The organism is Streptomyces sp. NPDC050439, assembly GCF_040655335.1.
In the GTDB taxonomy this organism is placed as follows: Bacteria; Actinomycetota; Actinomycetes; order Streptomycetales; family Streptomycetaceae; genus Streptomyces.
Window position 1 is genome coordinate 401,369 of record NZ_JBFAJT010000004.1, and the last position, 25,927, is coordinate 427,295.

General features: G+C 70.8%; 19 protein-coding genes. 7 read left to right on the forward strand and 12 right to left on the reverse strand.

Going from position 1 to position 25,927, the window contains the following annotated elements:
- Window positions 1-3: 3 nt before the first annotated feature.
- From fxsT to AB0I66_RS19215, 3 genes are all read right to left on the reverse strand, one after another.
- Window positions 4-3,903, reverse strand: coding sequence for an FxSxx-COOH system tetratricopeptide repeat protein (fxsT, locus tag AB0I66_RS19205; RefSeq protein ID WP_363209051.1), 3,900 nt, complete (start codon window positions 3,901-3,903; stop codon window positions 4-6).
- 312 nt (window positions 3,904-4,215) lie between these two features.
- Window positions 4,216-5,667 (reverse strand): hypothetical protein, encoded by a 1,452-nt coding sequence (locus tag AB0I66_RS19210; RefSeq protein WP_363209052.1) that lies wholly within the window; start codon window positions 5,665-5,667, stop codon window positions 4,216-4,218.
- Between the two features lie 239 nt (window positions 5,668-5,906).
- On the reverse strand, window positions 5,907-7,013 hold the full coding sequence (locus AB0I66_RS19215; protein ID WP_363209053.1) for a threonine synthase: 1,107 nt from the start codon (window positions 7,011-7,013) through the stop codon (window positions 5,907-5,909).
- A 264-nt stretch (window positions 7,014-7,277) separates the two neighbouring features.
- Between AB0I66_RS19215 and AB0I66_RS19220 the strand changes: the two genes are divergently transcribed.
- Window positions 7,278-8,852, forward strand: a complete 1,575-nt coding sequence (locus AB0I66_RS19220) for a S8 family peptidase (RefSeq protein WP_363209054.1) — start codon at window positions 7,278-7,280, stop codon at window positions 8,850-8,852.
- A gap of 35 nt (window positions 8,853-8,887) precedes the next feature.
- Here AB0I66_RS19220 and AB0I66_RS19225 read toward each other — a convergent pair whose 3' ends face one another.
- Window positions 8,888-10,093, reverse strand: coding sequence for a serpin family protein (locus tag AB0I66_RS19225; RefSeq protein ID WP_363209055.1), 1,206 nt, complete (start codon window positions 10,091-10,093; stop codon window positions 8,888-8,890).
- A gap of 154 nt (window positions 10,094-10,247) precedes the next feature.
- On the opposite strand from AB0I66_RS19225, the gene AB0I66_RS19230 reads away from it, so the two are divergent.
- The 6 genes from AB0I66_RS19230 to AB0I66_RS19255 all read left to right on the forward strand — a co-directional run bounded on the left by AB0I66_RS19230 (window position 10,248) and on the right by AB0I66_RS19255 (window position 16,720).
- Window positions 10,248-11,513, forward strand: coding sequence for an alpha/beta hydrolase (locus tag AB0I66_RS19230; RefSeq protein ID WP_363209056.1), 1,266 nt, complete (start codon window positions 10,248-10,250; stop codon window positions 11,511-11,513).
- Between the two features lie 175 nt (window positions 11,514-11,688).
- On the forward strand, window positions 11,689-12,441 hold the full coding sequence (locus tag AB0I66_RS19235) for a GntR family transcriptional regulator (protein ID WP_363209057.1): 753 nt from the start codon (window positions 11,689-11,691) through the stop codon (window positions 12,439-12,441).
- A 280-nt stretch (window positions 12,442-12,721) separates the two neighbouring features.
- Complete coding sequence (locus tag AB0I66_RS19240) at window positions 12,722-12,907, forward strand: SPOR domain-containing protein (RefSeq protein WP_363209058.1); 186 nt, start codon at window positions 12,722-12,724, stop codon at window positions 12,905-12,907.
- An 18-nt stretch (window positions 12,908-12,925) separates the two neighbouring features.
- On the forward strand, window positions 12,926-13,312 hold the full coding sequence (locus tag AB0I66_RS19245) for a (deoxy)nucleoside triphosphate pyrophosphohydrolase (protein WP_363209059.1): 387 nt from the start codon (window positions 12,926-12,928) through the stop codon (window positions 13,310-13,312).
- A gap of 155 nt (window positions 13,313-13,467) precedes the next feature.
- Window positions 13,468-13,884 carry an ATP-binding protein gene (locus AB0I66_RS19250; RefSeq protein ID WP_363209060.1) on the forward strand — a complete coding sequence of 139 codons (417 nt, stop codon included), beginning with the start codon at window positions 13,468-13,470 and terminating at the stop codon, window positions 13,882-13,884.
- 166 nt (window positions 13,885-14,050) lie between these two features.
- Window positions 14,051-16,720, forward strand: a complete 2,670-nt coding sequence (locus AB0I66_RS19255) for a SpoIIE family protein phosphatase (protein ID WP_363209061.1) — start codon at window positions 14,051-14,053, stop codon at window positions 16,718-16,720.
- A 35-nt stretch (window positions 16,721-16,755) separates the two neighbouring features.
- On the opposite strand, the gene AB0I66_RS19260 is transcribed toward AB0I66_RS19255, so the two are convergent.
- The 8 genes from AB0I66_RS19260 to AB0I66_RS19295 all read right to left on the reverse strand — a co-directional run bounded on the left by AB0I66_RS19260 (window position 16,756) and on the right by AB0I66_RS19295 (window position 25,901).
- Complete coding sequence (locus tag AB0I66_RS19260; protein ID WP_363209062.1) at window positions 16,756-17,469, reverse strand: PspA/IM30 family protein; 714 nt, start codon at window positions 17,467-17,469, stop codon at window positions 16,756-16,758.
- 97 nt (window positions 17,470-17,566) lie between these two features.
- Window positions 17,567-19,666 (reverse strand): TPM domain-containing protein, encoded by a 2,100-nt coding sequence (locus tag AB0I66_RS19265; protein ID WP_363209399.1) that lies wholly within the window; start codon window positions 19,664-19,666, stop codon window positions 17,567-17,569.
- A 114-nt stretch (window positions 19,667-19,780) separates the two neighbouring features.
- Complete coding sequence (locus AB0I66_RS19270; RefSeq protein ID WP_363209063.1) at window positions 19,781-20,455, reverse strand: phosphotransferase; 675 nt, start codon at window positions 20,453-20,455, stop codon at window positions 19,781-19,783.
- A 47-nt stretch (window positions 20,456-20,502) separates the two neighbouring features.
- Complete coding sequence (locus AB0I66_RS19275) at window positions 20,503-21,735, reverse strand: hydrolase (RefSeq protein ID WP_363209064.1); 1,233 nt, start codon at window positions 21,733-21,735, stop codon at window positions 20,503-20,505.
- A gap of 171 nt (window positions 21,736-21,906) precedes the next feature.
- On the reverse strand, window positions 21,907-22,734 hold the full coding sequence (locus AB0I66_RS19280; RefSeq protein ID WP_363209065.1) for a succinate dehydrogenase/fumarate reductase iron-sulfur subunit: 828 nt from the start codon (window positions 22,732-22,734) through the stop codon (window positions 21,907-21,909).
- Complete coding sequence (locus AB0I66_RS19285; RefSeq protein ID WP_363209066.1) at window positions 22,731-24,668, reverse strand: fumarate reductase/succinate dehydrogenase flavoprotein subunit; 1,938 nt, start codon at window positions 24,666-24,668, stop codon at window positions 22,731-22,733. Before AB0I66_RS19285 ends, AB0I66_RS19280 begins: the two co-directional genes overlap by 4 nt.
- Entirely contained in the window at window positions 24,668-25,501 is an 834-nt protein-coding gene (locus AB0I66_RS19290; protein ID WP_363209067.1) for a hypothetical protein, read from the reverse strand. The genes AB0I66_RS19285 and AB0I66_RS19290 overlap by 1 nt, the downstream gene beginning before the upstream one ends.
- 85 nt (window positions 25,502-25,586) lie before the next feature.
- The gene (locus AB0I66_RS19295) at window positions 25,587-25,901 is read right to left on the reverse strand and encodes a hypothetical protein (RefSeq protein WP_363209068.1); all 315 of its coding nucleotides are present in this window, start codon (window positions 25,899-25,901) and stop codon (window positions 25,587-25,589) included.
- Window positions 25,902-25,927 lie beyond the last annotated feature (26 nt).

Here is a 25,927-nt window from a genome sequence, read left to right on the forward strand (position 1 = left end):
CGGTTACAGCGGAACCGGGTCGATGTCGCAGTTGGCCCGCTGTCCTGCCTTGGCCTGGACGGTGGCCGGGTGCGGGGCGGCGTTCTCCGAGCGGAGCCGGGGCTCGTCGAGCACGCGCTCCATCCGCGCGATCGTGTCGGCCCGCAAGGTGTTTCCGTCGGCCTCCTCGCCCATCGCCACGAGGTCCGTCGCCAGGTTCACGGCGCAGGCCAGCGTGGTGGGGTGGTCCTCGCCGAGCGTCGCGCGGCACCGCTCGAGGGTCGCCTCACCGAGCAAGCGCGCCGCGTCGTGGTCGCCGAGCGCCGCCAGGTCGCTGGCCAGGTTGATGGCGCACGCCAGCGCGATGGGGTGGGCCGGGCCGAGCCGTTCGCTGAGCGAGGAGAGGGCCGCTTCGTCGAGCCGGCGCGCCTCGTCGGGCTGACCGAGCAGCCGCAACGTCACCGCGAGGTCGATGTCGGCGGACAGCACGTGCGGGTGGCTAGGGTCGAAGATCTCGCGGTACCCCTGGCAGGCCTTGACGCCCCGCTCGCGCGCCGCCTGGAGGTCGCCGTTCTCGCGCAGGGCGATGGACAGCGTCAGGGCGGCGGAGAGCGACTGGGGGTGGTTGTCGCCGTACCGGCGGGTGAAGCGGGAGCTGGCGTCGAGGGCCATCTCCAGGGACTTGGCGTGGTCGCCCTCCTTGCGGCAGGCCTCGCTGAGCTGGCGCACCGTGCCGATGGCGGCGGGGTTCCCGCGGCCGAAGACCTCGCGATAGGCGATCATGACGGCTTCATGGCGGGCCCGAGCGCCGACGTAGTCCCCTGTCTCGCGCATGTCGATGGCGACGTTGAGCTCGGTGTGCAGCGTCTGCTGGTGGTCCTGGCCGAGGACACGCAGCTTCAACGCCAGGGTCTGCTGGTCGAGTTCGTACGCCTGGCGGTACTCGCCCATCAGACGCAGGCTCACCGCGAGGTTGTGGGCGGTGTTGAGGGTGGTCGGGTCCTCCTCGCCGAAGGCCCTGCGCGCCCGCTCGTACACCGTGGCGTCCAGCTGGGCGCCGAGGGCGAAGTCTCCCTCGACACGGCGCACGGCCGCCTCGAGGTTCATCGCGTCCAGGGCGTCTTCCCGGGAGTCCTCACGGTCGGTCGGCGCCGTGCGCTCGTAGATCGCCCTGATCTCGGCGACCAGGGCCGCGGCCTCGCGGTGGCGGCCGACGGCCCAGTAGAAGAAGCCCAGCCGCTGCCCCATGATGAGCGTCATCTGGTCTTCCTCGCCGAAGACGTCCCGCCAGGTCGCCCAGGCACGCTCGGAGAAGTCGAGCGCCACGTCGTGGTCGCCCCAGTGGTAGAGGTACAGGGCGACGTTCAGGACGAGCTGGCGCACCCAGGGCTGGTCCGACTTGACCGCGTCGGACGCGATGACGTGGCTGTAGAGCTCCGCGTACTTGGGCCAGTTGGCCGGGGCCACCGGCGACTTGGGGTCGGCGGCGGCCAGCAGGGTGTGCGCCCCGTGCCGCATCCGGGCCTGCTCCTCGGGGGACATGCGGTTGTTCAGGACGAGCTGCACGAGGCGGTGCATCTCGATGGAGTTCGTACGGTGGTCGATGCGTGCGAGGGAGTAGCGGTTCACTTCCCTTATGGCGCGCGCGAGCCGCATCGGGTCGTTCAGCGTCGCGTCCAGCTCGGGGAAGATGCTGCTGTTGCCCAGGCCGGAGAAGATGGACCGGGAGATCGGGTCCGGGGCGAAGTACGAGCAGAGCTGCAGCAGACGCAGGGCCGAGGGGCTCCGGGTCTCCAGGTGGTCGAGGGAGACGTTCCACGCGGCCGCGACCGGCAGTTGGTAGTCCGGGGGAGGGGACGTCTCCAGGAGCTCGGTCCGCTTGTTCTCGAAGAGGCGCAGATACTCCGAGGCGGGCATGCCCGTCTCCGCCCGCCACGCGGCGGCCTGCTCCAGGGCCAGCGGCAGGTCTCCGAGCGCCTCGGCGAGCCGGTCAGCCTCTTCCTCCTGGAGGGGCGGCCCGGAGTGGCGCAGGAGTTCCTTGCTCTCCTCGCGGGTGAAGACGTCCACTTCGAGGGAGCCGCCGACCAGGCCCCACCGCCGGTTGCGGGAGGTGACCAGGATCGTGCCGTTGCCCCCGGTGGGGAAGTAGTGGCGTACCTGCTCGGGGTTGTCGGCGTTGTCGAAGATCAGCAGCCAGCGGGAGTACGGCCGGCCCTCGCGCAGCGCCTCACGCACCGCGGGGCCCGCGATGTTCGCCTCGGTGCTGGTCTCCAGGCCCAGGCGGCCGGCCAGCTCCACGAGCGCCTGACCGATCTGGCCGGGCCGCTCGGAGGGAATCCACCAGACGATGTCGTACTCACCCTGATGGCGATACGCGTACTCGATGGCGAGCTGGGTCTTGCCCACGCCGCCCATGCCGTGGATCGCCTCGGGCAGGACCGTCGTCGTGCCTTCACGCAGACGCTCGCCGAGCAGTTCGAGCAGCTCCGCGCGGCCGGTGAAGTTCGGGTTGCGGGGCGGCAGGTTTCCCCAAACGCGCGGCAGTGATGTGCGGTCCCCCTCGATCGTTTGCTGGGGCGTAGTCGACATCACCAATGCTCCTTCACGATGGGGCCGAGAGACGGGGGTTTGACCGCTTTTCTCCAGGCTGACTGCGTATCGACGATCGTGCCAGCCAAGTACCCCTGCCAGCAGGGCGGCGCGCTGCATGAAACGTCCGGAGAGTGCCCTCAGCGCGGCGAGTTCCACGCGCAGGAAGTCGATGTTCCGGCTGTTCACCCGGGGCATGGCCAGGGTGTCGAGCGGTTCGGCGGGGGAGGGGAGCAGCGAGGGGGTTTCCGTTCCGTCCGCCGCCAGCAACGCGCGTACGTCGTGCAGGATTCTTGTCGTGTCGCTGCGGCGGCCGAGGGCAAGGAGCTCCTCGCGGATGTCGGGGGCGAAGGAGAACGTCACGTCCGTGATGTCGTCGCCCTGCTCCCCGCTGGGCCGGACGAGTCCGCTCATCAGCAGCTCGGAGGCGTGCACCGGGCCCGCTCCCGGTGTGGTCTCCAGGACCTTCTGGATGAGGGGGAGGCTGAGTGGCACGGCCGATAAGCGCGTCGCCAGCGTGAACGCCGTGGGAGAGGCGCCCGCGCGGAAGTCCGACACGCGCTCCGACGCGGGTACCGTGCTGCGCGGGTCGGGGACGTCGTTCGTCCAGGGCAGGGCGCGCGCGGCGTCGGGCCTGCGTTTCCACTCCCGCGCCCGGACGGCGGACATCTCCAGCCATTGTGGCTCGGGGCCCATGAGGAGCTGGGTCCAGGCCTCGGCCCAGCGGTGGGTCAGGGCGAGCACCGGCACGAGGACCGTGTCCCCCTCGACCTCCGGCTCGCCCGGGTCGCGCGACTCGACCGGGGCCTCGCGCAGCTCCCAGTCGAGCTCGCTGTTGGCGGCCCAGGGGTGAGCGGCGCGCAACCTCACCCGGCAGACGTCCAGACCCGTGCGGAACCACAGCTGCTGGGGGAGCACGTGCACCACGGCGACCGGGCAGGTGCGGCCCCAGGCACGCAGCAGGGGCAGGACGGCACCCGAGCGCCAGCCGGCCGCGAGGCCGTCGGTCAGGACGAGGATCACGCGGCGCGTGTCCGTGATGCCGCCGAGCGGTTCCTCGGGGCTGACCCGGGCGGGGTCGGTCTCGTCGGTGCCGCGCAGGCGCAGGACGCGTACGCGCGCGAAGTCGCCGCCACGCCTCAGCTCGCCGACCAGGTCGTCGACCTCCTGGTCCCAGACCTTCATGGTCAGGTGGCCGTCGAGGACGAGGACCGCTTCGGCGCGCTCCTGTCCGCCGGGCCGGCCGGACCTGGCGCGGCCGAGTCGGCCGAGGACGGACGCGGCCTCACGTCGTGCCCGCGTGACCGGTCCCCGCTGCCCTCCGTCGTCATGCATATGCGCCCTCAAGGCGTCGAGGCGGCCTGGACAGTTGTGCGGAGTCCCGCAGAGCGCGGGCGTGCGTGACATCCACAAGCGCAGCGTGACAGTGCGCCCGCACTGCAAGCAAGGGGGTACGGCGGCATGGGCCGGGGCGCACGGAAATCGTGCTAGAAGTCACGCCTTCGGCAGGGTAAGTCGTGCCTGCGGCGGAATGCGTGGTGCTCCCCGCTCGTACATGCGTGCGCCCGGCCCATGACTGCGTGCGCCCGGCGGGAAGGGGCGGCTCGGCGGGCGCACGGACCTGGGCCTGCGGTCGGCGCGGCCCGGTCAACTCGTCACCGGCGCACGGTCGGGGCCAGGGGGCCCGGGTCTGCGTTCCGGGTCGTCGAGCAGGATCGCGAGATGGCGTCCCACGTGGTTGTCCCAGCCCTCGGGTCCCAGCGCCAGAGCCTCCTTGCGCCAATTTCCGGCGCGCGTCACCAGGCTGGACAGGCCCCTGTCCTGGACCATCTCGGCGACCGCTTCCTTGAACGCGGGGTCACCGCAGTCGCCGCGGTGCCAGATCATCGCGGGCACACCCGCCCGCAGGCCGGCCATGAACTCCTGGTGGCTGGCCGGACAGTCGGTGCCGGGCGGTTGGCTCAGGACCAGACAGACCGCGTGGTCGTCCTCCTTCAGTTCGCGCTCCAGGTGGAAGTGCGACTGGCCGGGAGGGTTGAAGTACGAGTGGCTGTCGGCGGGCTGCTCCTTGAGCTGACGCCACTTCTTGTGCCAGGGGCGGTGCCAGGCGGCTTTCCGGAGGCGTTCGAAGGACCGGATGAGCACGGCGTAGTCCATCACCAGGGGTGTCGGTGACGAGGAGGAGGACTCCTTGTGCCACCACTCCACGGGTTCCCCCAGCAGTTCCCACGGGAGGATGAATTCCAGGACGACAGGTTGCCGCAGGTCCGCCCAGCGTTCCTCGGTCTGCTCGATGAGGACCTCGACCTCGGCGGGCAGGTCGTCGCGGTGCAGATGCAGCGTCTCGCCCGGCACGGGATGCCAGCCCTCGGCGTCCGACTGGCGCCAGTGCGAGAGGAAATAGCGGTCGGGATCCACTCCGTCGGGCTCGAACTGGATCATCAGATACGCGGGCACCAGAGGCGGCGGGGCCTGCTGAGCCATGCCGCTGCGCTGCCAGTCGGCGATCTGCTCCTCGAGCCCCCATGTCCTGGCCTGCTGACGGTTCCAGCGACGCAGGTCCTCCGCAGCCTCCATCTGTCCGTCCTCCACGAGCCGTTCGGCGGCCAGGGCCAGGAACGCCATGCTGACGGGGAGTTCCTTCGCGGCGGTGTTGTCGCCGGCCAGTCGTAGAAAGACTGCCCATCCCGTGTCGCACCACGCGGGCAATTCCTGGGTGCGTGACCGGCTGGCACGCCGGGCGAGCGTGGCGAGCCCGGCGGACGAGCGCATGTCCCGCAGGATCGGTTGCAGGGGATGCAGGTCGGCGCCGTCGAAGAACTCCACGGCCTCCCATTCGTCCACCAGGCGCCGCAGCGCCAGAATGGCGGAGGACTGCTGCTCCAGATACTGCAGGCAGCGCACCAGACTCGTGAGGCCGTCAGGGACCTGCGAGCAGTGCTCCACCAGTTGCAGCAGCCAGGGCCGCAGCGCCGCGTTGCGCAAGGGGTCCACGGGGGATGCCAGCTCGTCGCTCAGCATGCGCACCCATATGTCGGCGCTGTTCTCCTGTCGTACGGTGCTCGAATCCTGCAGTACGTCGACGATGTCGGCGACCAATTCGTTGCGAACCCTCGCCGGGCTGCGCCCTTCCACCCCCGTGACCTCCCGATCGCCACCAGCAGTCAGCAGTCAGCACTCATGTGAATCGATGGTGCGGCACCGTCAAATCGATGGTGGCGACAAGCGTACGGCCACAGCCCAGCTCAGGGCAGGCCTCCGGCCATTCGCGGGCTGAGCTGTGACCATTGGGCGCGTACCGTCAACTGCCTTGTGTGCACGTTCAGTTCGTGGTCCGCTCAGGTGTGCGCCAGTCCTGATTTCAGGCCCGCCCCGCACAGCGGCACCACGGCACTCCGCTCGCCCAGCGCACCGTCCCGTACGGCCGCCCAGCACGCGACCCCCGTCGCCTCCACGAACAACCCCCGCCTCGCCAGGTCGCGTTGGGCGGAGCGGATCTGGTCCTCCGTGACCGTCAGGAAGCCGCCGCCGAAACCGCGTACGGCCCGCAGGATCTGCCGTGCCCGGGGCGGGCGCGGGATCGCGATGCCCTCCGCGAGGGTGGGCGCCGCCGGGGCGTTCCCCAGGGGCTCGTCGGCCCCGGCGCGCCAGGCCTCGGCCAGCGGGGCGACCGCGGCGGCCTGCACGGCGTACAGCGTGGGCGCCTTCGCGATCAGGCCCGCCGCGTGCAGTTCCCGCACGGCGAGGGCCGCGCCGAGCAGCAGGGTGCCGTTGCCCACGGGCAGGACGAGGGCGTCCGGGAGGCGGCCGCCCAGGTCCTCCCAGAGCTCATGGACGTACGTCTTGGTGCCGTGCAGGAAGTAGGGGTTGTGGACGTGCGAGGCGTAGAAAGTGCCCGGCTCGTCGGCGGCCGCCCGGGCCGTCCACGCCGTCTTCTCGCGGTCTCCGGGGACGACTTCGAGACGCGCGCCGTGCGCCCCGATCTGCTCCAGCTTCTTCGGTGACGGGCCCTCGGGGACGTACACCGTGCAGGGCAGTCCGGCCCGCGCGCAGTACGCGGCGACCGACGTGCCCGCGTTGCCGCTGCTGTCGGCGATCACGCGCTCCGGGGCGAGCCGCTGTGCGAGGGCGGCGAGCATGACCGCGCCGCGGTCCTTGAAGGAGAGCGTCGGCATCAGGTAGTCGAGCTTGGCCGAGATCGCGCCATCCAGCGGTACGAGCGGTGTGCGGCCCTCGCCGAGCGAGAAAGCGGGGGCGGGCAGCGGCAAGGACTCCGCGTACCGCCACAGGGAATTGACCCTTCCGTTCAACGACTTCAGCGGCGCGGGATTGGGGGAGAAGTCCAGGTCGAGCGGGCCACGGCAGACGGGGCAGCACCAGGCGAGCGTGCCCGCGGGGACACGGGTTCCGTCGGTGGGGCAGAAGCAATCCGGCAATGCTGTCATGTCCGCAGGCTAGTTGCGGCAGTTGGGGCTGATGTGTCATGACGGGTGCGTGGCGGTCATGTTACGTCCGGTCCTGACCCTTGTGGGATTCCTATGGGTCCGCCAATCTTTCGTCCCGACGGAGGCATGAGCAGGTGGATCGCCCGTCGAACTGACGCCGTCAAGTTGACATGTCCCTGCCTTCCCTGTGCCTGCCCTCGTGCACGTGAGCACCACCGGCACCACCCCCCACCAGCGCACCACCTATTGAGGAGGACCCCTCAGATGGCAGTGATGCGTCATACCCGCCGAAGACTGGCCGGGATCAGCGCGACAGCGGTCGCGGCCCTCGCCCTCGGCCTCGTCTCCGCCCTCCCGGCGGCGGCCCAGCCGGGTCAGGCCGAAGGCACCGTCGAGAACGCCGGAGTCCCCGGCGCGATACCGGGCAGCTACATAGTCAGCCTCGACGAGGACGCCGCGAAGGCGGGCTCCAAGGCAGGCAAGGCCCTTGCCGAGGAGTACGGCGCCGAGATCAAGCGCACGTACAAGAAGGCGCTCAACGGCTACGCGGTCGAGCTCTCCGCGGCCGAGGCCAGGAAGTTCGCCGCGGACCCGGCGGTCGAGTCCGTCGTGCAGAACCGCACCTTCACGGTCGACGCCACCCAGCCCAACCCGCCGTCCTGGGGCCTGGACCGCATCGACCAGAAGACGCTCCCGCTCAACAACTCGTACACCTATCCGGACTCCGCCGGTGAGGGCGTCACGGCGTACGTCATCGACACCGGGGTCCGCATCAGCCACAGCGACTTCGGCGGCCGTGCTTCTTACGGATACGACGCGATCGACAACGACAACACCGCGCAGGACGGCCACGGCCACGGCACGCACGTCGCGGGCACGGTCGGCGGAACCCTGCACGGTGTCGCCAAGAAGGCGAAGATCGTCGGCGTGCGCGTCCTGAACAACCAGGGCTCGGGCACCACCGCGCAGGTCGTCGCCGGCATCGACTGGGTCACCCAGAACGCGGTGAAGCCCGCCGTCGCGAACATGTCGCTCGGCGGCGGCGCCGACAGCGCCCTGGACGCGGCCGTACGCAACGCCGTCGCCTCCGGCATCACCTTCGCGGTCGCGGCGGGCAACGAATCCGTCAACGCCTCCACGCGCTCTCCCGCGCGCGTGACCGAGGCCATCACGGTCGGCGCCACCACGAGCACCGACGCCAAGGCGAGCTACTCCAACTTCGGCAGCGTCCTCGACCTGTTCGCGCCGGGCTCGTCCATCACCTCGACCTGGAACAGCAGCGACTCCGCGACGAACACGATCTCCGGTACGTCGATGGCGTCCCCGCACACCGCGGGCGCCGCGGCGCTCTACCTCGCCGACAACCGCACGGCGACCCCGGCGCAGGTCTCCGCGGCGCTGGTCGCGGCGGCCTCCACGGGCGTCGTCACCAGCCCCGGCTCGGGCTCGCCCAACCGCCTCCTGAACGTGGGTCCCGGCTCGACCAACCCTCCGGGCCCCAAGTTCGAGAACACGACCGACTACGCGATCAACGACAACGCCACGGTCGAATCACCGGTCACCGTGAGCGGCGTCCCGGGCTCCGCCCCCGCCGCCCTGAGCGTGCCGGTCGCCATCAAGCACACCTACGTGGGTGACCTCCAGGTGCAGCTGATCGCGCCCGACGGCACCGCGTACACGCTGAAGGGCTATGGGACCGGCGGCAGTTCGGACGACATCAACACCACGTACTCGGTGAACGCCTCTTCGGAGACGGCCAACGGGACGTGGAAGCTGCGGGTGAGCGACAACGCGGCGCGGGACACCGGGAAGATCGACTCCTGGGGGCTGCAGTTCTGAACTCTCCCTCTTCGTGACTCTCTGAGCGCCTTCTTCTAGCTCTCCTCCTCGTCCTCGCGGTACGGCTCCGGGTCGGTGACCCAGCCCGCCGCGAGGACGAGGCGTGAGGTGCGGTGGACGGCGAGGAAGCCGAAGGGGCGGTCGAAGACGGCGTCGACCTCGGTGGTGAGGTAGCGCTCTTCGGGGACGCCCGCGGCGACGGCGCTGATCGCCGTTACCGCCGCCGCCCGGAAACCGAGCGCTCCGAAGGTGGCGGTCGCCGCCTGTGCGCCGTCGGCGATCACCAGCGGGAGGGGGCTGATGCCGGGGAAATGACCCTCCGCCCGGTCCGCCGTGGCCGTGGTCAGGCCGAACAGCGGGCTGTGGGCCAGCAGGTCGTGCCGCGCCGACAGCGTGAACGGCACGGTGGTGACGTGCAGTGCCGGAGGCATGGGGCGCGCGCAGCGCACCTTGCGCACGCTCAGTCCGGGGCCGACGTCCCCGTAGGGCAGTCGGGGGCCCGGGAGCACCGCACGCGTGCGCGCGAGGATGTCGACGCCCGCGCCGAGGACCTGGCCGGGGCTCATCCGCTCCTCCCCGAGGAGGAGATGGACGTCGACTCCGGTGTCGCCGATGACCTTCAGCTCGGTGACGGCTCCGGCCGGGGTCTCGGCGACGCCGACGCGGTCGAGGAGTGACGTGCTGCGGTACAGGGCCGCGAGCGCGCGGTCCGCCCAGGGGCCGCTCTCGGGACACATGGCGCGCTCGGTGAAGGGCTGGAACCACTCCGTACGCAGGGCGAGCGCGCTCGCGAGGACGAACTCCGTTTCCTCGGCGGGGTGGAGGGGCATGCGGTCGATCTGACCCCCGGTGCGTTTCGACGCCCAGGCGTCCAGTGCCGCCGCGTCCGCGGCGGGATCTCCGGTGAGTACGCCGAGCGCCGCCAGGGGGAGGTCTGCCGACCACTGCTCGCGCAGCTCCAGGGTGCGCCTGGTCCACATGCCGATGGCCGCGTCCACGCCACGCATCGCGTCGACCGATGCCAGCATGTGCCGCCCCGCGCCCGCCGCGTGGTCCGCCGGCAGGCCGACCGCATCGGTCAGCTCGGACCGGGCCCCGCCGTGCGCTCCGGCCGCCAGGAAGGCCAGCAGGGGCCATACGCCCGCCGCGGAGAAGACGGTGCCGCTGTGCGCGGGGACCGTGTCGGCCCAGCGCGCGGTCAGCCTGTTGACGGCTCTCGCCGTGACGGCAGATGTGCCCATGTGGTCCCCCGCTCGTGGCGCCGCACGCGATGCGTGGTCCCCCCTCGCATCGACCGGCCAGTTCGCCTCGGGAGCACCGTACTCGCGGCCAGACGCAGCCACTCAGCCACTCACCTTAAGGGCCTTTTGTCCGCTTCTGTGATAGTTCTTCGGCGTGACGACCGTCGTGACGCCGACCGTCGCCGGCCGGCGAGGTCCGAGGCCCGCGGCGCCGGACTCTCCCCGAAGGGGTAGCCGCAACGACAGGAACGGGACCAGGGGTTCGTGTGTCGCGCACCTCTCCCGGGGGCTTCTCGTCGTCGTCGCTCTCCTGAACGCCGCTCTGGTCGTGCTCGTCGCGGCCCCGTTGCCCCGCATCTCCCTCCTGGTGCTCGTCGCGGGAGCGATCACCTCCTGGGGGCTCGTGCTCGTGCCGCCCGCGGTCGTCGGCCTGGCTGCCGGAGTGGCTGCCGGGCGGCGGTATCCCTGGTGCGCGGGAATGGCCGTACTGACCGCGTTCGTCGCGCTCGTGTACGGCGTCATGCCCTACGTCGCCGCGTACCGCACCGCCGAGGAGCACGGGCAATCCCTCGCCCCCGGCGCCTACTTCGAGGGCGTCAACTACGCCAAGGCCCCCGACGGCGACCGCACCCGCCGGTACGCGCGCATCGGTGAGCGGCGCGGGAAGCTGGACCTCTGGACCCTGCCGAAGCGCGAAGGCGTGCGGCACCCGGCGGTGGTCTGGGTGCACGGGGGAGGCTGGAACAAGGGGCACCGGGGTCAGAGCCCCGCATGGAACCGCTGGTTCAACGCGCGGGGCTGGTCGGTCTTCGACATCGACTACCGGCTCGCGCCCCACGTGACCCAGCTCGACCAGATCGGCGACGTGAAGTGCGCCGTGGGCTGGGTGCGGCGGCACGCGCGCGTGTTCGGCATCGATCCCGACCGCCTGGTCCTCGCGGGGAGTTCGGCGGGCGGCAACCTCGCGCTCGCGGCCGCCTACACGGAGGGTGATGACCGCGTCCCGTCATCCTGTGCGGTGCGTGACAGCTCCGTCGCCGGGGTGATCTCGCTCTACGGGCCGACCGACATGGGGCGCCTCATCGCGGGGACGGCGCTGCGCGGCGACCCCATGATCCCGCGCCTGATGGGCGGTTCGGCGAAGTCCGTCCCGGCCCGCTACCTCCTGGGTTCGCCCGCGAAGCTCGTACGGACGGATGTGCCGCCCACGCTCCTGCTGCACGGCAGCGCGGACCGGGCGGTGCCGGTGGCGCAGGCGCGCGAGCTGGCGCGGCGGCTCGATGCGGCGGGGGCGCCGGCGACGTACGTCGAACTCCCGTGGGCGGATCACTGTTTCGACGTGAACTGGGGTGGCTGGGGGAGTCAGATCGCGCGATCGGCGGTTGCCCGCTTCCTCGCCATCCGGGGCGAGAGCGCCTGACCGTCGCGCCCCGCGATACTCCCGGGAGCGTGATCGCCATAGCTGCGGAAAGCCCCTGCGTAAAGACCTGGGCACCTCAAAATCATCACTTCGGGTGATTCCTTGGCCTTGGCTTGCGGCCAACAACCCACGGTTGCCAGGCTGTTGCTGTCTGTCAACCTGATGGGAGTGGCCAGTGACTTTCGGTGAACAGCCGGCGTATCTGCGTGTCGCGGGTGATCTCCGCAAGAAGATCGTCGACGGTTCGCTGCCGCCGCACACCCGACTCCCCTCGCAGGCCAGGATCCGCGAGGAGTACGGGGTGTCGGACACGGTCGCCCTGGAGGCCCGCAAGGTCCTCATGGCCGAGGGCTTGGTCGAGGGGCGTTCCGGCTCGGGCACGTACGTGCGTGAGCGCCCTGTCCCCCGCCGTGTGGCACGCACCGGCTACCGGGGCTCCGGCGGCTCGACGCCGTTCCGTCAGGAGCAGGCCGAGGACGGCGCGCGCGGCACCTGGGAGTCCCGCAGCGAGCAGGTGGAGGCGGGCAGCGCGATCGCCGAGCGTCTCGGCATCCGCGCGGGCGACCGCGTGATGTGCACCAAGTACGTCTACCGCGACGCGGGCGAGGTGATGATGCTCTCCACGTCCTGGGAGCCCCTCGCCGTGACCGGACGCACTCCGGTGATGCTCCCCGAGGAGGGGCCGCTGGGCGGCTGCGGGGTGGTCGAGCGCATGGCGGCCATCGACGTCGTCGTGGACAACGTCGCGGAGGAGGTCGGCGCGCGCCCGGGGCTTGCGGAGGAGCTCATGGCGCTCGGCGGCGTCCCCGGCCATGTGGTGATCGTCGTGCAGCGGACGTACTACGCATCGGGCAAACCGGTCGAGACGGCCGACGTCGTGGTCCCCGCGGACCGGTATCGCATCGCGTATCACCTGCCGGTGAAGTGACTCAACGCTCCGGCGCACGCCCGAACTCCACCGAAATCCGGACGGGTCCGTCCGCCCGCCGTGAACGCGACTCGACGCTCGCCCGACTTCTGTAACGCCCGGAAACCAGGGGGCGCACTTGTAAAAGTGCGCCCCCTCAACGTTGGCCAATTGCGTACCTCTTTGTGCAAAGTCGTATCCGCTGAGTAAAGGTCGGGCGTAGGCTCGGGCATATGCGGATTGCGGTTTCCTTACTGATCGAGGCGTGGCGCGCGCCGAGGGCGGCGAGCGGAGGGGCGCGATGAATGACGGAACGGTCGTACTGCCCTGGTTCGTGATACGTCAGGACGACAACGGCAACCGCTACAGGGTGGGCAGGTACGCGACGAAGGCCGAGGCCGAGAAGATCGCGCACAGCCTCGACGACCACGGCCACCAGCAGCTGTACTGGGTGGAGAAGCTGAGCCAGAACGGCAACGCGCACTGACCGCATAGGCTCCGCCGCATGACGGAACGGATCGTGGTGGGCGCCGCCCTGTACGACGACGGGCGCCTGCTCGCGGCGCGGCGCAGCGCACCCCCCGAGCTCGCGGGCCGCTGGGAGCTGCCCGGCGGGAAGGTCGAGCCCGGCGAGCGCCCCGAGGAAGCCCTGGTGCGGGAGCTGCGCGAGGAACTGGGCGTCGACGCCGAGCCGGTCGCGAGAGTGCCGGGCGAGTGGCCGCTCAAGCCCGGATACGTCATGTGGGTGTGGACGGCGAAGCTCCGCTCCGGGGACCCCGAGCCCCTGCAGGACCACGACGAGCTGCGCTGGCTCTCGCCGGACGAGGCCTGGTCGGTCCCCTGGCTGGACGCGGACATCCCGGCGGTGGCGGCCGTGACCGGGTCCCGCTAGGGGAGCGTGCGAGGTGATGTCTCCCCGCACTTGAGCCCCACCTACGCCGTTCGTGCCACAGTGCGCCCAAGTAAGCGGTAGTTCCGCCGGGATATCGGGTATGTGCCCATTAACCCCATGAAACCGGACAAGGGTCCGCTGTTGCTGGTCTGGAAGTGATCGGCGTGATCGACACCGAAGGCGACTGCGCCGAGTGGGATTTTCCCGCGGACCCGGGCGCCGTGCGCATGGCCCGTGCCGTCGTCCGCAAGCAGCTCGGAGCCTGGGGCCTCGCCGCCCTCGGTGACGTCACCGTGCTCCTCGTGAGCGAACTGGTGACCAACTCCCTGCGGCATGCCTCGGGCCCCATCGGAGTACGGCTCGAACGCCGGCCCGGGCCCTTGGGCACACTCCTCGTGGAGGTCTCCGATCCGCTGCCCGACCCGCCCCGGGAACGCGACGCCACGCCTGATGACGAGGGGGGCAGGGGTATCCAATTGGTGGCCCGCGCCTCGCGCCGCTGGGGGACGCGACAGGGCAGTACGGGGAAGACGGGGAAGACGGTGTGGTTCGAGCTGGTGCTGCCGGGTTAGAAGACTGGCAGCGTGAGACGGGCACAAGACGGTCACGGGCCAAAAAGGGTTGAGTCCGTGCTGTGATCGTGAACGCCGTGTGGCATGGCTCCGTAGTGCTGGATACTGCGGGCAGCCACATCCGGTGACAGGTGCCGGACGTGGTGAGCTGGAGGGGACGGTTCGCGTGAGCGAGATACCAGCGAAGGCGACGGAGCAGGACGGGCCGTCGGGTGACGCTAGGGGCGAAGCTGCGGATGATGTGATGTGGCAGAGCAGTCCACCCGGTTCGATCTATGACTACATCAAGGTGGCCTCGTTCTCTATCGGCCCCGACGGTCTCATCGACCAGTGGAGCCTGCGTGCCGAGCGGCTGTTCGGAGTGGCCGCCGACGACGCCGTGGGCAGGGACCCCATCGAGGCCTTCGTCCCGGCCGAGCTGCGCAGCAGCGGGCACCGCAAGATGGCGGAGATCCTGGACGGCAGGGAGTGGACCGGGTCCGTCCCCTTCCGGACGCCCGCGCGGGCCGACGGGCCTGACGGGAGCGACGGAACCGACGGAACCGACGGGCCTTATGGGTCCGACCGGCCTTACGGGACCGCCACAGGCTCCGAAGGCATCGCCGAGGTCTATGTGATGCCGACCGAGACCGAGGAGGGTGAACGCGCCGCCGTCTGCATCGTCGTCGACGTACGGGCGCTGCGGCAGATCGAGACCGACCTCGCCGCCTCGCAGGCCATTTTCGGCCAATCTCCCTTCGGTTTCCTGTTGTTCGGCACTGATCTGAAGGTGCAGCGGGCCAACCGCCGCTTCGCCGCGGTCTTCGGAGGCGGCGTCGAGGACCACCGGGGCCGTACGGTCCACGACTACCTCCCGCGGCACGAGGCCGACCGCATGGCCGCCGCCCTCAAGCGGGTCCTGGAGACCGGCGACGCCGTCACGGACATGCAGATCGTCGGCCCCGCCCCCGGCAGCAACGACCGCCGCCACTGGTCGATCAACCTCTACCGCGTGCACAGCGGTTCGGGCCGCCCCATAGGCATCGCGGGCCTCGGCACCGACGTCACCCGGCGGCACGCCGCCGCCCGCGAGGCCGCCCACGCCCGCCGCAACCTCGCCCTGCTCAACGAAGCGGGCGCCCGGATAGGCAACTCCCTCGACCTGGAGACGACCGCGCGCGAGCTGCTCGACGTCACCGTGCCCGGCTTCTGCGACCTCGCCTCCGTGGACCTCTACCAAGGGCTGCTCGACGGCGACGAGACACCTCCCGGCCTCGCCGACGGGAGCGCCGAGCTGCGCCGCGTGGCCTTCGCGAGCGCCGTCGCCGACGCGCCCTTCCCGGACGGCGGCCACCCCGTCGACGTGGGCGCCGTGCACCGCTTCGGCTTCACGTCGCCCTGCGCCGACGCCCTGCGCACGGCACGGCCGAGGCTCGTCTCGGCGGCCGACGACGGCTCCGCGAGCAGGCTCACCGGCGGGCTCATCCAGTCGACGCTCGCCGTGCCGATGGTCGCCCACGACACCGTCGTCGGCCTCGCCCAGTTCTCCCGCACGAAGGGAAGCGAGCCCTTCGGGGAGCGCGATCGCGCCCTCGCCGTCGAGCTCGCCGCACGCGCCGCCGTCTGCATCGACAACGCCCGCCTCTACCGCCGCGAGCACGAACGCGCGCTGATACTGCAACGGTCCCTGCTCCCGCCCGACGACCCCGAGGCGTCAGGACTGGACATCGCCTGCCGCTATCTGCCGGGAAACGCGGCCACCGAGGTGGGCGGCGACTGGTTCGACGTCATCGAACTGCCGGGCCACCGCACCGCGCTGGTCGTCGGCGACGTCATGGGCCGCGGCCTGCGCGCCGCCGTCGCCATGGGAGAACTGCGCACCGCCGTACGCACCTTGGCGCTCCTGGACCTGGAGCCCGCCGAGGTGCTCTCCGCGCTCGACGAGATCGCCCGCGGCCTCGGCGACCCCTCAGGCACCCAGCAGGCCACGCGAGCGGCCCGTCAGACGCGCTCCGCGAACGGGACGGACCTCTCCGAGGTCTACCTCGCCACGTGTGTCTACGCGGTCTACGACGCCGTCACACGCCGCGTCACCTTCGCCAACGCGGGGCATCTGCCGCCCGTGCTCGTCGAACCCGGCGAATCGCCGCTCATGCTCGACGTGCCGCCCGGCATGCCCCTCGGCGTCGGCGGCGAGCCCTTCGAGGAGGTCGAGGTCGAACTGCCCGAGGGCGCCCTGCTCGCGCTCTACACGGACGGGCTCGTCGAATCCCGCGACCACCCCCTCGACGAGGGCCTGAACGCCTTCGTACGGGCCCTCGACGACCCCGCGCCCGCCCTCGAGGACGTCTGCGACCACGTCCTGAACACCCTCGACACCCACCACGGAGAGGACGACATCGCGCTCCTCATGGCCCGTATCCAGGGGCTGCCGGCCGAAGCCGTCGGTGACTGGACGCTGGAGCGCGACCCGAAGTCGGTGGGCCGGGCCCGCGAACTGGCCTGCGCGCAATTGCGCTCCTGGGACCTGAACCCCCTCTGCGACACGACCGAACTGCTGGTCAGCGAACTGGTCACCAACGCCCTGCGGTACGGCGAGGGCGACATCCGGGTGCGGCTCCTGCTCGACCGCACCCTGGTGTGCGAGGTGTGGGACGCGGGCCTGGTCCAGCCGCGCCGCCGCCGGGCGCGTGACACCGACGAGGGCGGCCGAGGGCTGCAACTGGTCGGCCTGCTGAGCGCCGCCTGGGGCTCGCGCAGGACGCCGCGCGGCAAGACGGTGTGGTTCGAGATGCCGTTGCCGGACAGCGGGGTGGAGCCGATGGACGCGGCGGAGGCGCTGCTCAGCCTGTTCTGAGCACCCTTACGTGGTCATGTGGCTCATGTGCGTGGTCATGTGGTCGCTTTGAGGGCGGCGAGGCGGGCTTCGACCTCCGCCGTGTCGCCCAGGCTGTCCAGCTGCTCGAACTGGGCGTCCAGGGAGGACGCGGCGAGTTCCTGCTTGCCCAGGGCCCTGGCCTCCTCGCGGCGCACCTTGTCCTCGAAGCGGCTCAACTCGCTCGCCGGGTCGAGGACATCGATGCTCTGGGCGGCATCCATCATCTGGTTCTGCGCCTGCGCGGTCTTGGCACGGGCGACCAGCTGATCGCGCTTCGCCCGCAGCTCGGTCAGCTTGATCTTCATCTGGTCGAGCCCGGACTTCAGCTTGTCGACGACCTCGGTCTGGGACGCGATCGTCGGCTCGGCGTCCTTGGCCTCCCGCTCGGACTGCAACTGCCGCTGCAACGCGACCTTGGCGAGGCCGTCGAACTTGTCGGCCTCCTCGGCGCTTCCACCGGAGCGCAGTTCGTCCGCCTTCTTGCTGGCGGCGACCGCCTTGGTGCCCCATTCGGCCGCCGCGTCCTGATCCTCCTTGTGGTCCAGTTCCAGCATCCGCAGATTGCCGATCGTGGTCGCGACCGCCTCCTCGGCCTCCCGGATGTTGTTCGTGTAGTCGCGGATCAGCTGGTCGAGCATCTTCTGCGGGTCCTCGGCCTGATCGAGGAGGGAGTTGATGTTGGCCTTGGCGAGCTGCGCCACGCGCCCGAGGATCGTCTGCTTCGTCATGCGGGGCTCCTTCATATGAGGGGGGTCGGAGAGGCGTAGAGGCGTAGAGGCGTAGAGGCGGTAGTAGAAGCGGGGGAGAGGCGTGGGAGGGCGAGTCTCAGAACCTCCCGCCCCCGCCCATCCGGCCCCGGGTCCCCCCGCCGCCGAAGCTCCCGGGGCTGCCTCCGCCGAAGCCGCCGCCTCCGAAGCCGCCGCCTCCGCCACCCGTTTCTCGGCCCATGCCGCCGAAGAGCTCGCCGAGGATGATGCCGCCCAGGACGGCGCCGCCCATGCCGCCGCCGCGCCCGCCGCCGCCTCCGTAGGGGTTGCCGAAGCCGCGTACGTCGCGTTCCGCGAGCTGCTGGGCCTGGCGGGCCTGGGCGTCGGCCTGCTGGGCCTCGGCGAGCGCGGCGGGGGCATCGGTGTCCTGGGCGGCCTCCGCGCCCGAGAGGTGCCGCTGGGCCTCGGCCAGGCGGGTCCTCGCCTCGCTGCCCACTCCGCCCCGGTGCGTGTCGATGAAGTCCGCCGCCGTTCCCACGGCGCTGCGCGCGGTGAGCAGGGCCTGGCCGAGGAGGGCAGCGGCGCGGCGGCCCGTGACCTCGCGTTCGCGGGCGCCCTTGAGGGACTCGTCCAGGAACGTGTCGGCCTCCTCCACCCGGCGCAGGGCGTCGATCGGGTCGTGCGGGCCCGCCGCCATCGTCTTGCGCACCTCGGAGACCACCGTCTCCGCACGGGCGATACGGCCGTGCAGATCGGCCGTGGAGGCTCCCGCCCCGGTGCCTTCGAGGAGGCCGCGTGCCTCGGCGAGGTCGGTCTCCGTCTCGGTGAGCGCGGCGGGCAGCTTCTCCGCGGCCAGCGCGAGCTCGGCGGCGAGGCGGTCGACGGCGTCCACGAAGGTGGCCGCCTGGTCGACGGCGCCCTCGGCGGCACGCAGGTGGACGGCGGCCTTGCCGTTGTCGCGAGCGTCGATGGCCTGACGGGCCTCGTTCAGGTGGGTCGTGGCGAACACGAGCCGGTCCTTGGCCTGCTCGACGTGGCCGAGCACGGGCGCCGACGCGGACGGCGCGTACCGTTCGCGGATCGTGCCGAGGGTGGTCTCGGCCGCGGTGGTGCGGACCGTGACGTCCCGGAAGATCTGCTCGGCGTGGTTCAGGGCCCCCGACACGTCGCGTTCGAGTGCGCGCAGCTGGTCGAAGCCCGCGGCCTCCGCGTCGAGGCGGCGGCCGGCCTCGGTGCAGCGCGCGATGATCTCGTCCAGCATCGTGCGCCGGGTCGCGTCGTCCTCCGGGTAGGCGTCGTCCAGCTGCTGGCGCAGCTTGAAGGCCGTCGTCAGCTCGGAACGCGCGTACGCCAGCGCGTCCGTGAAGGGCCGCACCGCCTCGTCGCCGAACTGCGCGGTGGCGAAACCGAGTTCCTCCGCGCTGGTGCGGATCGCGTCGTCGGTTTCGACCAGGAGCTGCTTGCTCTGCTTGTCGAGTTCGGGAAGCGTCGTCTGCTGCACGCCCGCCGTTCCCTTGCCCCAGCCGCCGCCACCGGGCGTCGTACGCGTGTTGCTGCGCTTCTTCCGCCGCCCGTACGCCACCGCCGCGAGGGCGCCCGCGCCGCCGACCACCGCGATGGGCAGCACGAGGTCACCGGCGGCCGCCTCGTCACCGCTGCCACCGCCTCCCGGGTCGGCGGTTCCGGGGGTGATGGCCGGGGTGGGGACGGGTTGGCCGGAGAGCACCGCGCTGTAGCCGTCGGCGGCACCGATGGCGGCGCCGGCCCAGTCGTTCTGCCGCAGCGCCGGTTTGATCGCGGTGGTCGCGACGTCCCGGAGCTGATCCTCGGTGAGCCGTCCGCCGACATCGGCGGAGTAGGCGTACTGGCGGTCGTGCGTGGCCACGGCGAGCAGCAGGTCGTCCAGGCCGAGCCCGTTCCGCTCGGCCGTGGCGTCCGCCCAGTCCTGCGCGCCGCGACCGGAGAAGTCGCGTACGTAGACGACGAAGAGCTGGAGGCCGCGGTCGTCGTAGAGCTGGTCGAGCGCCCGCTCGGTGGCGCCCTTGCGGTCACCGAGGGCGCCCACCTTGTCGGTGATCTGGCCGTCGCGGGAGAGCGTGACCGGATCATCGGCCGGGGCGGCGAGTGCTGCGGGAGCGGCGAGTGCTGCGGGGGCGGACAGGAGCAGCAGGCACCACGCGAGCAGTGCGGTGGCTGCCGCTGTCGCCCGCACGGCCATGTGCGAGGGCGGCGTCACATTTGGGAGCGTATGACCGTCTTCGGGGGCGCGCGACCGGGGGAACGGACGGTGCCTACGGCGCCGTCTGAGGTCCCGGCCCGGTGCTGCCCAGCTCTACGCCAGCACCAGTTCCACCGCGGCGTCCAGCCACCGCACCTCGTCCGACCCCAGCGTCGGATTCGCCGCGCGGCGTGCGCGTGCCTCCGCGAGGTGGGTGTCGGCCGTGGCCCTGACGTCGACCGCCGCGTCCGTCAGGAGGGTGGCCAGCGCGATGCGTGACCCCGTCGCCTCAGGCCTGCCGCTCACCGCGACCTCCGCGAGGAGCAGCGCCGACATCGCCCAGTCGAGTCCGGGCGCGCCCTCCTCCGAGGTGGTCCAGTCGATCACCACGGGGCCCTCCGGCGTGAGGATCACGTTCTCCGGGTGGAGGTCGAGGTGCAGGACGCGGTCCGTGGGCGAGGTGGACGAGCGGGCCGGCAGCGCGTGCAGCGTGTGCAGCAACCGGGCGAGGATCACTGCCGCCTCCTCCGGCGTGAGCGCGCCCCGCATCGCGGCCTCCGCCATGGTCGGCCCCGTGAGCCGCCCCATCACCAGGTCGGTACGCGGCGCCCCGGCTTCGGCCGCACGCACCCGCGGCACGGGATACCCGTGCTCCGACAGATACGTCATGACGGCGGCCTCGTCCGTCGCGTCGGTCCCGTCCCGGTAGCGGCGCAACACCCATGAGTCGTCCAGCGCGAAGACATCCGCGGTGCGACCCGTGCCGAGCAGTCGATCAGTACTCCCCATGCGGGGAGCGTAGGCCGCCTCCCGTACCCCCGCAGCAAGACTGCGCCTCACCCCGCGAACTCCACCTCCGGGTACTTCCGCGAAGGCCCGTCCAGCAGGTGATCGTCCCGGTCTCGCAGCCATCGGTCGAAGAACGACGTCGTGTACGCCCGTTGTGCTGCCACCGCGCGGCCCGGGTCGACCGTGCCTATGTGCTCCTCAATCACCCTCTGGTCCACCCCGGCCTGCGGGAGCAGCGCGGCGAGGTCCGTGTACGTCTGGTGCAGGGAGCCGCGCAAGGTGAGGTTCCGCTTCCAGCCGGTCGAGTGGGACCAGAACGCCCGCCACGACGGTTCCGTCGCACGGTCACTGCCCTGCCGGCCCATCAGGAGGAAGGGACCGCTCAGGCCGTGGCGGGCCACCGGCGTCAGATGCGTGCCGTTCGGCTCGGGGTTGTTCTCCAGGGTGCCGTCCATGTTGATGCCTGCCTTGACCCGGTCGTCCTCGTACATGGTCTCGGCTGCCGCGATGCCGCCCGCGGACTGGCCGAACATGCCGACCCGCTCGCGGTCCACGACCTTGGAGAGGCCGTTCGGCAGCGAGCCGAGGCGGTCGATGACGAACTTCGAGTCGGCCACCCGGACGTCCAGGACCTTCTTGAGGAGCGCGGGCAGAGCTTCGTCCCGTTCCGCTTCCGCCAGTGCCGCACGGAGCGGGGCGTCGCCCTTGACCGAACCGTCGGGGAACTGCACGCCCGGCGCCTCGTAGGTGTGGTCGATCGTCACCACCACATAGCCGTGGCTCGCGAGCTCCTCGACCGCTGAAGTACCCCACGTGCGGGGGTCGTTGGCGCCCGCCGCGTACAGCAGGACCGGGCGCCTGCCCCCGCTAGTGTCGGCCGGTGCTCCCTCCCGTGCGTGCGTGCGCAGGGCGGCGAAGTCGATCGCGTCCTTCGGTATGCCGTGCGGCGACGTGGCGTTCCAGCGCTCTGCCGCGCCCGGTGTCATGTAGGGAGCGAGACGGTGTCCGCCCGCACCGCCCGTCCTGCCCGCCGCCGGATACCAGACGCTGATCATCAGCTCTCGGTACGGCACGGACTTCACCCAGGGGTCGTGCCGTGAGGTGTCGACGACGCGGGTCGACACCGTGCCGATCCGGTGCGGTCCCGTGGGCGCGGGAAGCTTCGCCTGACTACCCACGGGCCCGGCCCGCGAGGGCCCCGCCTGCGCGGGGGCCGGGGCCGCCAGCACCGTCGCCGCCAGACCGGCCGCCGCGAGACCGAGCACAGAGCGCCGGGTCACAACTGCGCGAGCACGTTGCCTCCCACCGGAATGAGAAGCCGAACGAGTCACAGCCGAGGAAGAGTTCATGCCTCAATGCTGGTCTCGCCCCGGCCCCGTGACCATGGGGGAAATCATGAGTCTTCGGCCTGGGGGATTACCCCCAGATCTCCGAGATCCCCCTGACCCACGTCACTTTTCTCCCCGCCGCCGAATCTTGTTCCCGAGCCAGACCAGCGGATCGTACTTCCGGTCGACCGCGCGCTCCTTCAGGGGAATCAACGCGTTGTCCGTGATCTTGATGCCCTCCGGGCACACCTCCGTACAGCACTTGGTGATGTTGCAGTAGCCGAGCCCGTGCTCGTCCTGGGCGGTCCGCTTGCGGTCGAGGCCGCTCTCCGCGGCCGCGTCCAGCGGGTGCATGTCCAGCTCCGCGACCCGCATCAGGAAGCGCGGCCCGGCGAAGGCCGCCTTGTTCTCCTCGTGGTCACGCACCACATGGCACGTGTCCTGGCACAGGAAGCACTCGATGCACTTGCGGAACTCCTGGGAGCGGTCCACGTCCGCCTGCTGCATGCGGTACTCGCCCGGAGCGAGACCCTCCGGCGGCACGAAGGCGGGTACCTCCCGTGCCTTCGTGTAGTTGAAGCCCACGTCCGTCACCAGGTCCCGCACCACGGGGAAGGCCCGCAGAGGTGTCACCGTGATGACGTCCTCGCGGTCGAACACCGACATCCGCGTCATGCACATCAGCCGCGGCCGGCCGTTGATCTCCGCCGAGCACGAACCGCACTTGCCCGCCTTGCAGTTCCAGCGCACCGCCAGGTCGGGGGTCTGGGTCGCCTGGAGGCGGTGGATGATGTCGAGGACGACCTCGCCTTCGTTCACCTCGACCTTGAAGTCCTCCAGGTCGCCGCCCTCGACGTCCCCGCGCCAGACCCTGAACCGGGCGTCGTACGACGTACTGGAAGCACCGGGAGAACTCGGACTCGGAGTCGGACTCGGCGTAGTGGCACTCACTCGAAAAGCTCCTCTTCGGCCAGGTACTTGACCAGCTCTTCCTTCTCGAAGAGAGCAAGCAGGTCGTCTCGGATGGGCTCGGTGGTGACCCGCACCAGGTCGATCTGGCCGCGTACGGGATCCGTCGCCGCCAACCCGCCCGAAGGGTCCGTGAGTTGGCAGAGGAGGTTCGCCCGGCGCCATGCGCGGTTCATGCCCGGGTGGTCCTCGCGGGTGTGCCCGCCGCGGCTCTCCGTGCGCTCCAGGGCGGCCCGCGCCACGCACTCGCTGACAAGGAGCATGTTGCGCAGATCGAGCGCGAGGTGCCAGCCGGGGTTGAACTGGCGGTGACCCTCGACGCCGGCCCGCCGTGCCCGTACCCGTAGCTCCGCCAGCTTCTCCAGGGCCTGCTCCATCTCGGCCTCGCGGCGGATGATGCCGACCAGGTCGTTCATCGTCTGCTGGAGTTCCTGGTGCAGGGTGTAGGGATTCTCGGGCGTCGCCCCTGACTCGGGGCCCTCCGCGCTGAACGGCCGCAGTGCCTCGGCCGCCGCCGTGTCCACCTGGACGTCGTCGATCACCGGCCGTGCGCCCGGCCCGGTGAGTTCGGAGGCGTACCGCGCCGCATGCAGCCCCGCACGCCGCCCGAAGACGAGCAGGTCGGAGAGGGAGTTGCCGCCGAGCCGGTTGGAGCCGTGCATGCCGCCCGCGACCTCTCCGGCCGCGAACAGACCCGGCACGCGGCGTGCCGCCGCGGTGTCCGACTCGACCGCGATACCGCCCATCACGTAGTGGCAGGTCGGCCCGACCTCCATCGCCTCGGCGGTGATGTCGACGTCCGCGAGCTCCTTGAACTGGTGGTACATGGACGGCAGTCGGCGCCGGATGACCTCGGCGGGCATGCGTGTGGAGACGTCCAGGAAGACGCCGCCGTGCGGTGAGCCGCGGCCCGCCTTCACCTCGGAGTTGATGGCGCGCGCCACCTCGTCACGGGGCAGCAGCTCAGGGGGGCGGCGGTTGTGGTCGGGGTCCTCGTACCAGCGGTCGCCTTCCTCCTCCGACTGCGCGTACTTCTCTTTGAAGACGTCCGGTACGTAGTCGAACATGAACCGCTTGCCCTCGGAGTTGCGCAGCACCCCGCCGTCGCCGCGCACCGACTCGGTGACCAGGATGCCCTTCACCGAGGGCGGCCAGACCATGCCCGTCGGGTGGAACTGCACGAACTCCATGTTCAGGAGCGGCGCCCCGGCGAGCAGCGCGAGTGCGTGTCCGTCGCCCGTGTACTCCCACGAGTTGGACGTCACCTTGAAGGACTTGCCGATGCCACCGGTCGCCAGGACGACACTGGGGGCCTCCAGCACGAAGAAGCGGCCGGACTCGCGGTCGTAGCAGAACGTGCCGCTGACCCGCTCACCCTCCTTGAGGACGCGGGTGACCGTGCACTCCTGGAAGACCTTCAGACGCGCTTCGTAGTCGCCGAATTCGCGCTCGTCCTCCTGCTGGAGGGAGACGATCTTCTGCTGGAGCGTGCGGATCAGTTCGAGTCCGGTCCGGTCGCCGACGTGCGCGAGGCGGGGGTATTCGTGCCCCCCGAAGTTGCGCTGGGAGATCCGCCCGTCCGCCGTACGGTCGAAAAGGGCGCCCCAGGTCTCCAGCTCCCAGACGCGGTCGGGAGCTTCGCGCGCGTGCAGCTCGGCCATCCGCCACTGGTTGAGGAACTTGCCGCCGCGCAGGGTGTCGCGGAAGTGGACCTGCCAGTTGTCGCCGGAGTTCACGTTGCCCATGGAGGCGGCGATGCCGCCCTCGGCCATCACCGTGTGGGCCTTGCCGAACAGGGACTTGCAGATCACGGCCGTACGGGCGCCTTGTTCACGTGCCTCGATCGCGGCCCGCAGGCCCGCTCCTCCGGCTCCGACGACGACAACATCCCACTGCTGCCGCTCCACTTGAGACATCAGAAGAACCTCGGATCGTCGAAGACGCCGGACGCGATCAGATACACGTAGAAGTCGGCGAGCGCCACACTCACCAAGGAGGCCCAGGCGAGCAGCATGTGGCGGGCGTTCAGCTTCCCGACCCACTGCCACATGCGGTAGCGCACGGGGTGCTTGGAGAAGTGCTTGAGCTTGCCGCCGACGATGTGCCGGCAGGAGTGGCAGGAGAGGGTGTACGCCCAGATCAGCGTGATGTTGACCAGGAAGATGAGCGTGCCGAGGCCCATGTGGCCCCACTCGTAGTGCTCGTCGCGGAACGAGAGCACCGTGTCGTACGTGAGGATGCCCGCCACCGGAACCGCCGCGTAGAAGAAGTAGCGGTGGATGTTCTGCAGGAGGAGCGGGAAACGGGTCTCTCCGGAGTACTTCTTGTGCGGCTCTGCGACCGCGCAGGCGGGCGGTGAGGCCCAGAAGCCGCGGTAGTAGGCCTTGCGGTAGTAGTAGCAGGTCAGACGGAAGCCGAGCGGGAAGATCAGGATGAGCAGGGCGGGGGAGAGGCTCCACCAGCTGCCGAAGATCTCCCAGTTGGGCCCTGACCGCATCGGCTCGCAGTTCTCGGCGAGGCACGGCGAGTAGAACGGTGAGACGTAGGGCGCCGCGTAGTAGTCCGCGTTCGCGAAGGCCCGCCACGTCGAGTAGACGATGAAGGCGAAGAGGCCGGCGGCGGTCGCGGCGGGCGCGAGCCACCAGCGGTCGGTCCGCAGATGGGCAGCGCTGATCGCGGCGCGCGTCGCCGCTCGTACGCCGCCGGGATCCTGACCGCTTTTCAGATGGGGTTCCGTGCCAGTGGCCAACGAGGCTCCACTCCTTTGTCCTCAGATCGGCGGTCCTCAGAAGGGCGGTGCTCAGGGCGGTGCTGCTCAGGGCGGGTGCGGCAGCTCAAGGGGCGCGCCGGTCGCTCGCGCCGAGGCCCTCGTCGTCCGAGTCCGTCCACAGCGAGCTGTCGTACGGCGCGTCGGGGATGGTGACCAGGTCGGGCCGCTTCGCCGGGGCGGCGGCTGGCCCCTGGGCCGCGGCGCGCAGAAACGCGACGCTTTCGCGCAGGCGGTCGGCGTCCGTGCGGACGCGGCGCACGTCTATCCCGGCAAGGCCGCCCCGGGAACCCTCGCCGACCTGCTGCTCCAGCTTGCCGACGGTGCGGACCAGATCGTCGACGCATCGCTGAACAGCCGTCAGATCATCCTGCAGAGCCATGACTTGCCCTCACTTCAGGGGTGCGG

Excerpts from the sequence above, each read along its gene's own strand:
- AB0I66_RS19265 (WP_363209399.1), bottom strand. The coding sequence starts at position 19,666 with ATGGCCGTGCGGGCGACAGCGGCAGCCACCGCACTGCTCGCGTGGTGC.
- AB0I66_RS19245 (WP_363209059.1), top strand. The coding sequence starts at position 12,926 with ATGACGGAACGGATCGTGGTGGGCGCCGCCCTGTACGACGACGGGCGC.
- AB0I66_RS19220 (WP_363209054.1), top strand. The coding sequence starts at position 7,278 with ATGGCAGTGATGCGTCATACCCGCCGAAGACTGGCCGGGATCAGCGCG.
- AB0I66_RS19295 (WP_363209068.1), bottom strand. The coding sequence starts at position 25,901 with ATGGCTCTGCAGGATGATCTGACGGCTGTTCAGCGATGCGTCGACGAT.
- AB0I66_RS19285 (WP_363209066.1), bottom strand. The coding sequence starts at position 24,668 with ATGTCTCAAGTGGAGCGGCAGCAGTGGGATGTTGTCGTCGTCGGAGCC.
- AB0I66_RS19215 (WP_363209053.1), bottom strand. The coding sequence starts at position 7,013 with ATGACAGCATTGCCGGATTGCTTCTGCCCCACCGACGGAACCCGTGTC.
- AB0I66_RS19270 (WP_363209063.1), bottom strand. The coding sequence starts at position 20,455 with ATGGGGAGTACTGATCGACTGCTCGGCACGGGTCGCACCGCGGATGTC.
- AB0I66_RS19260 (WP_363209062.1), bottom strand. The coding sequence starts at position 17,469 with ATGACGAAGCAGACGATCCTCGGGCGCGTGGCGCAGCTCGCCAAGGCC.
- fxsT (WP_363209051.1), bottom strand. The coding sequence starts at position 3,903 with ATGCATGACGACGGAGGGCAGCGGGGACCGGTCACGCGGGCACGACGT.
- AB0I66_RS19240 (WP_363209058.1), top strand. The coding sequence starts at position 12,722 with ATGAATGACGGAACGGTCGTACTGCCCTGGTTCGTGATACGTCAGGAC.
- AB0I66_RS19225 (WP_363209055.1), bottom strand. The coding sequence starts at position 10,093 with ATGGGCACATCTGCCGTCACGGCGAGAGCCGTCAACAGGCTGACCGCG.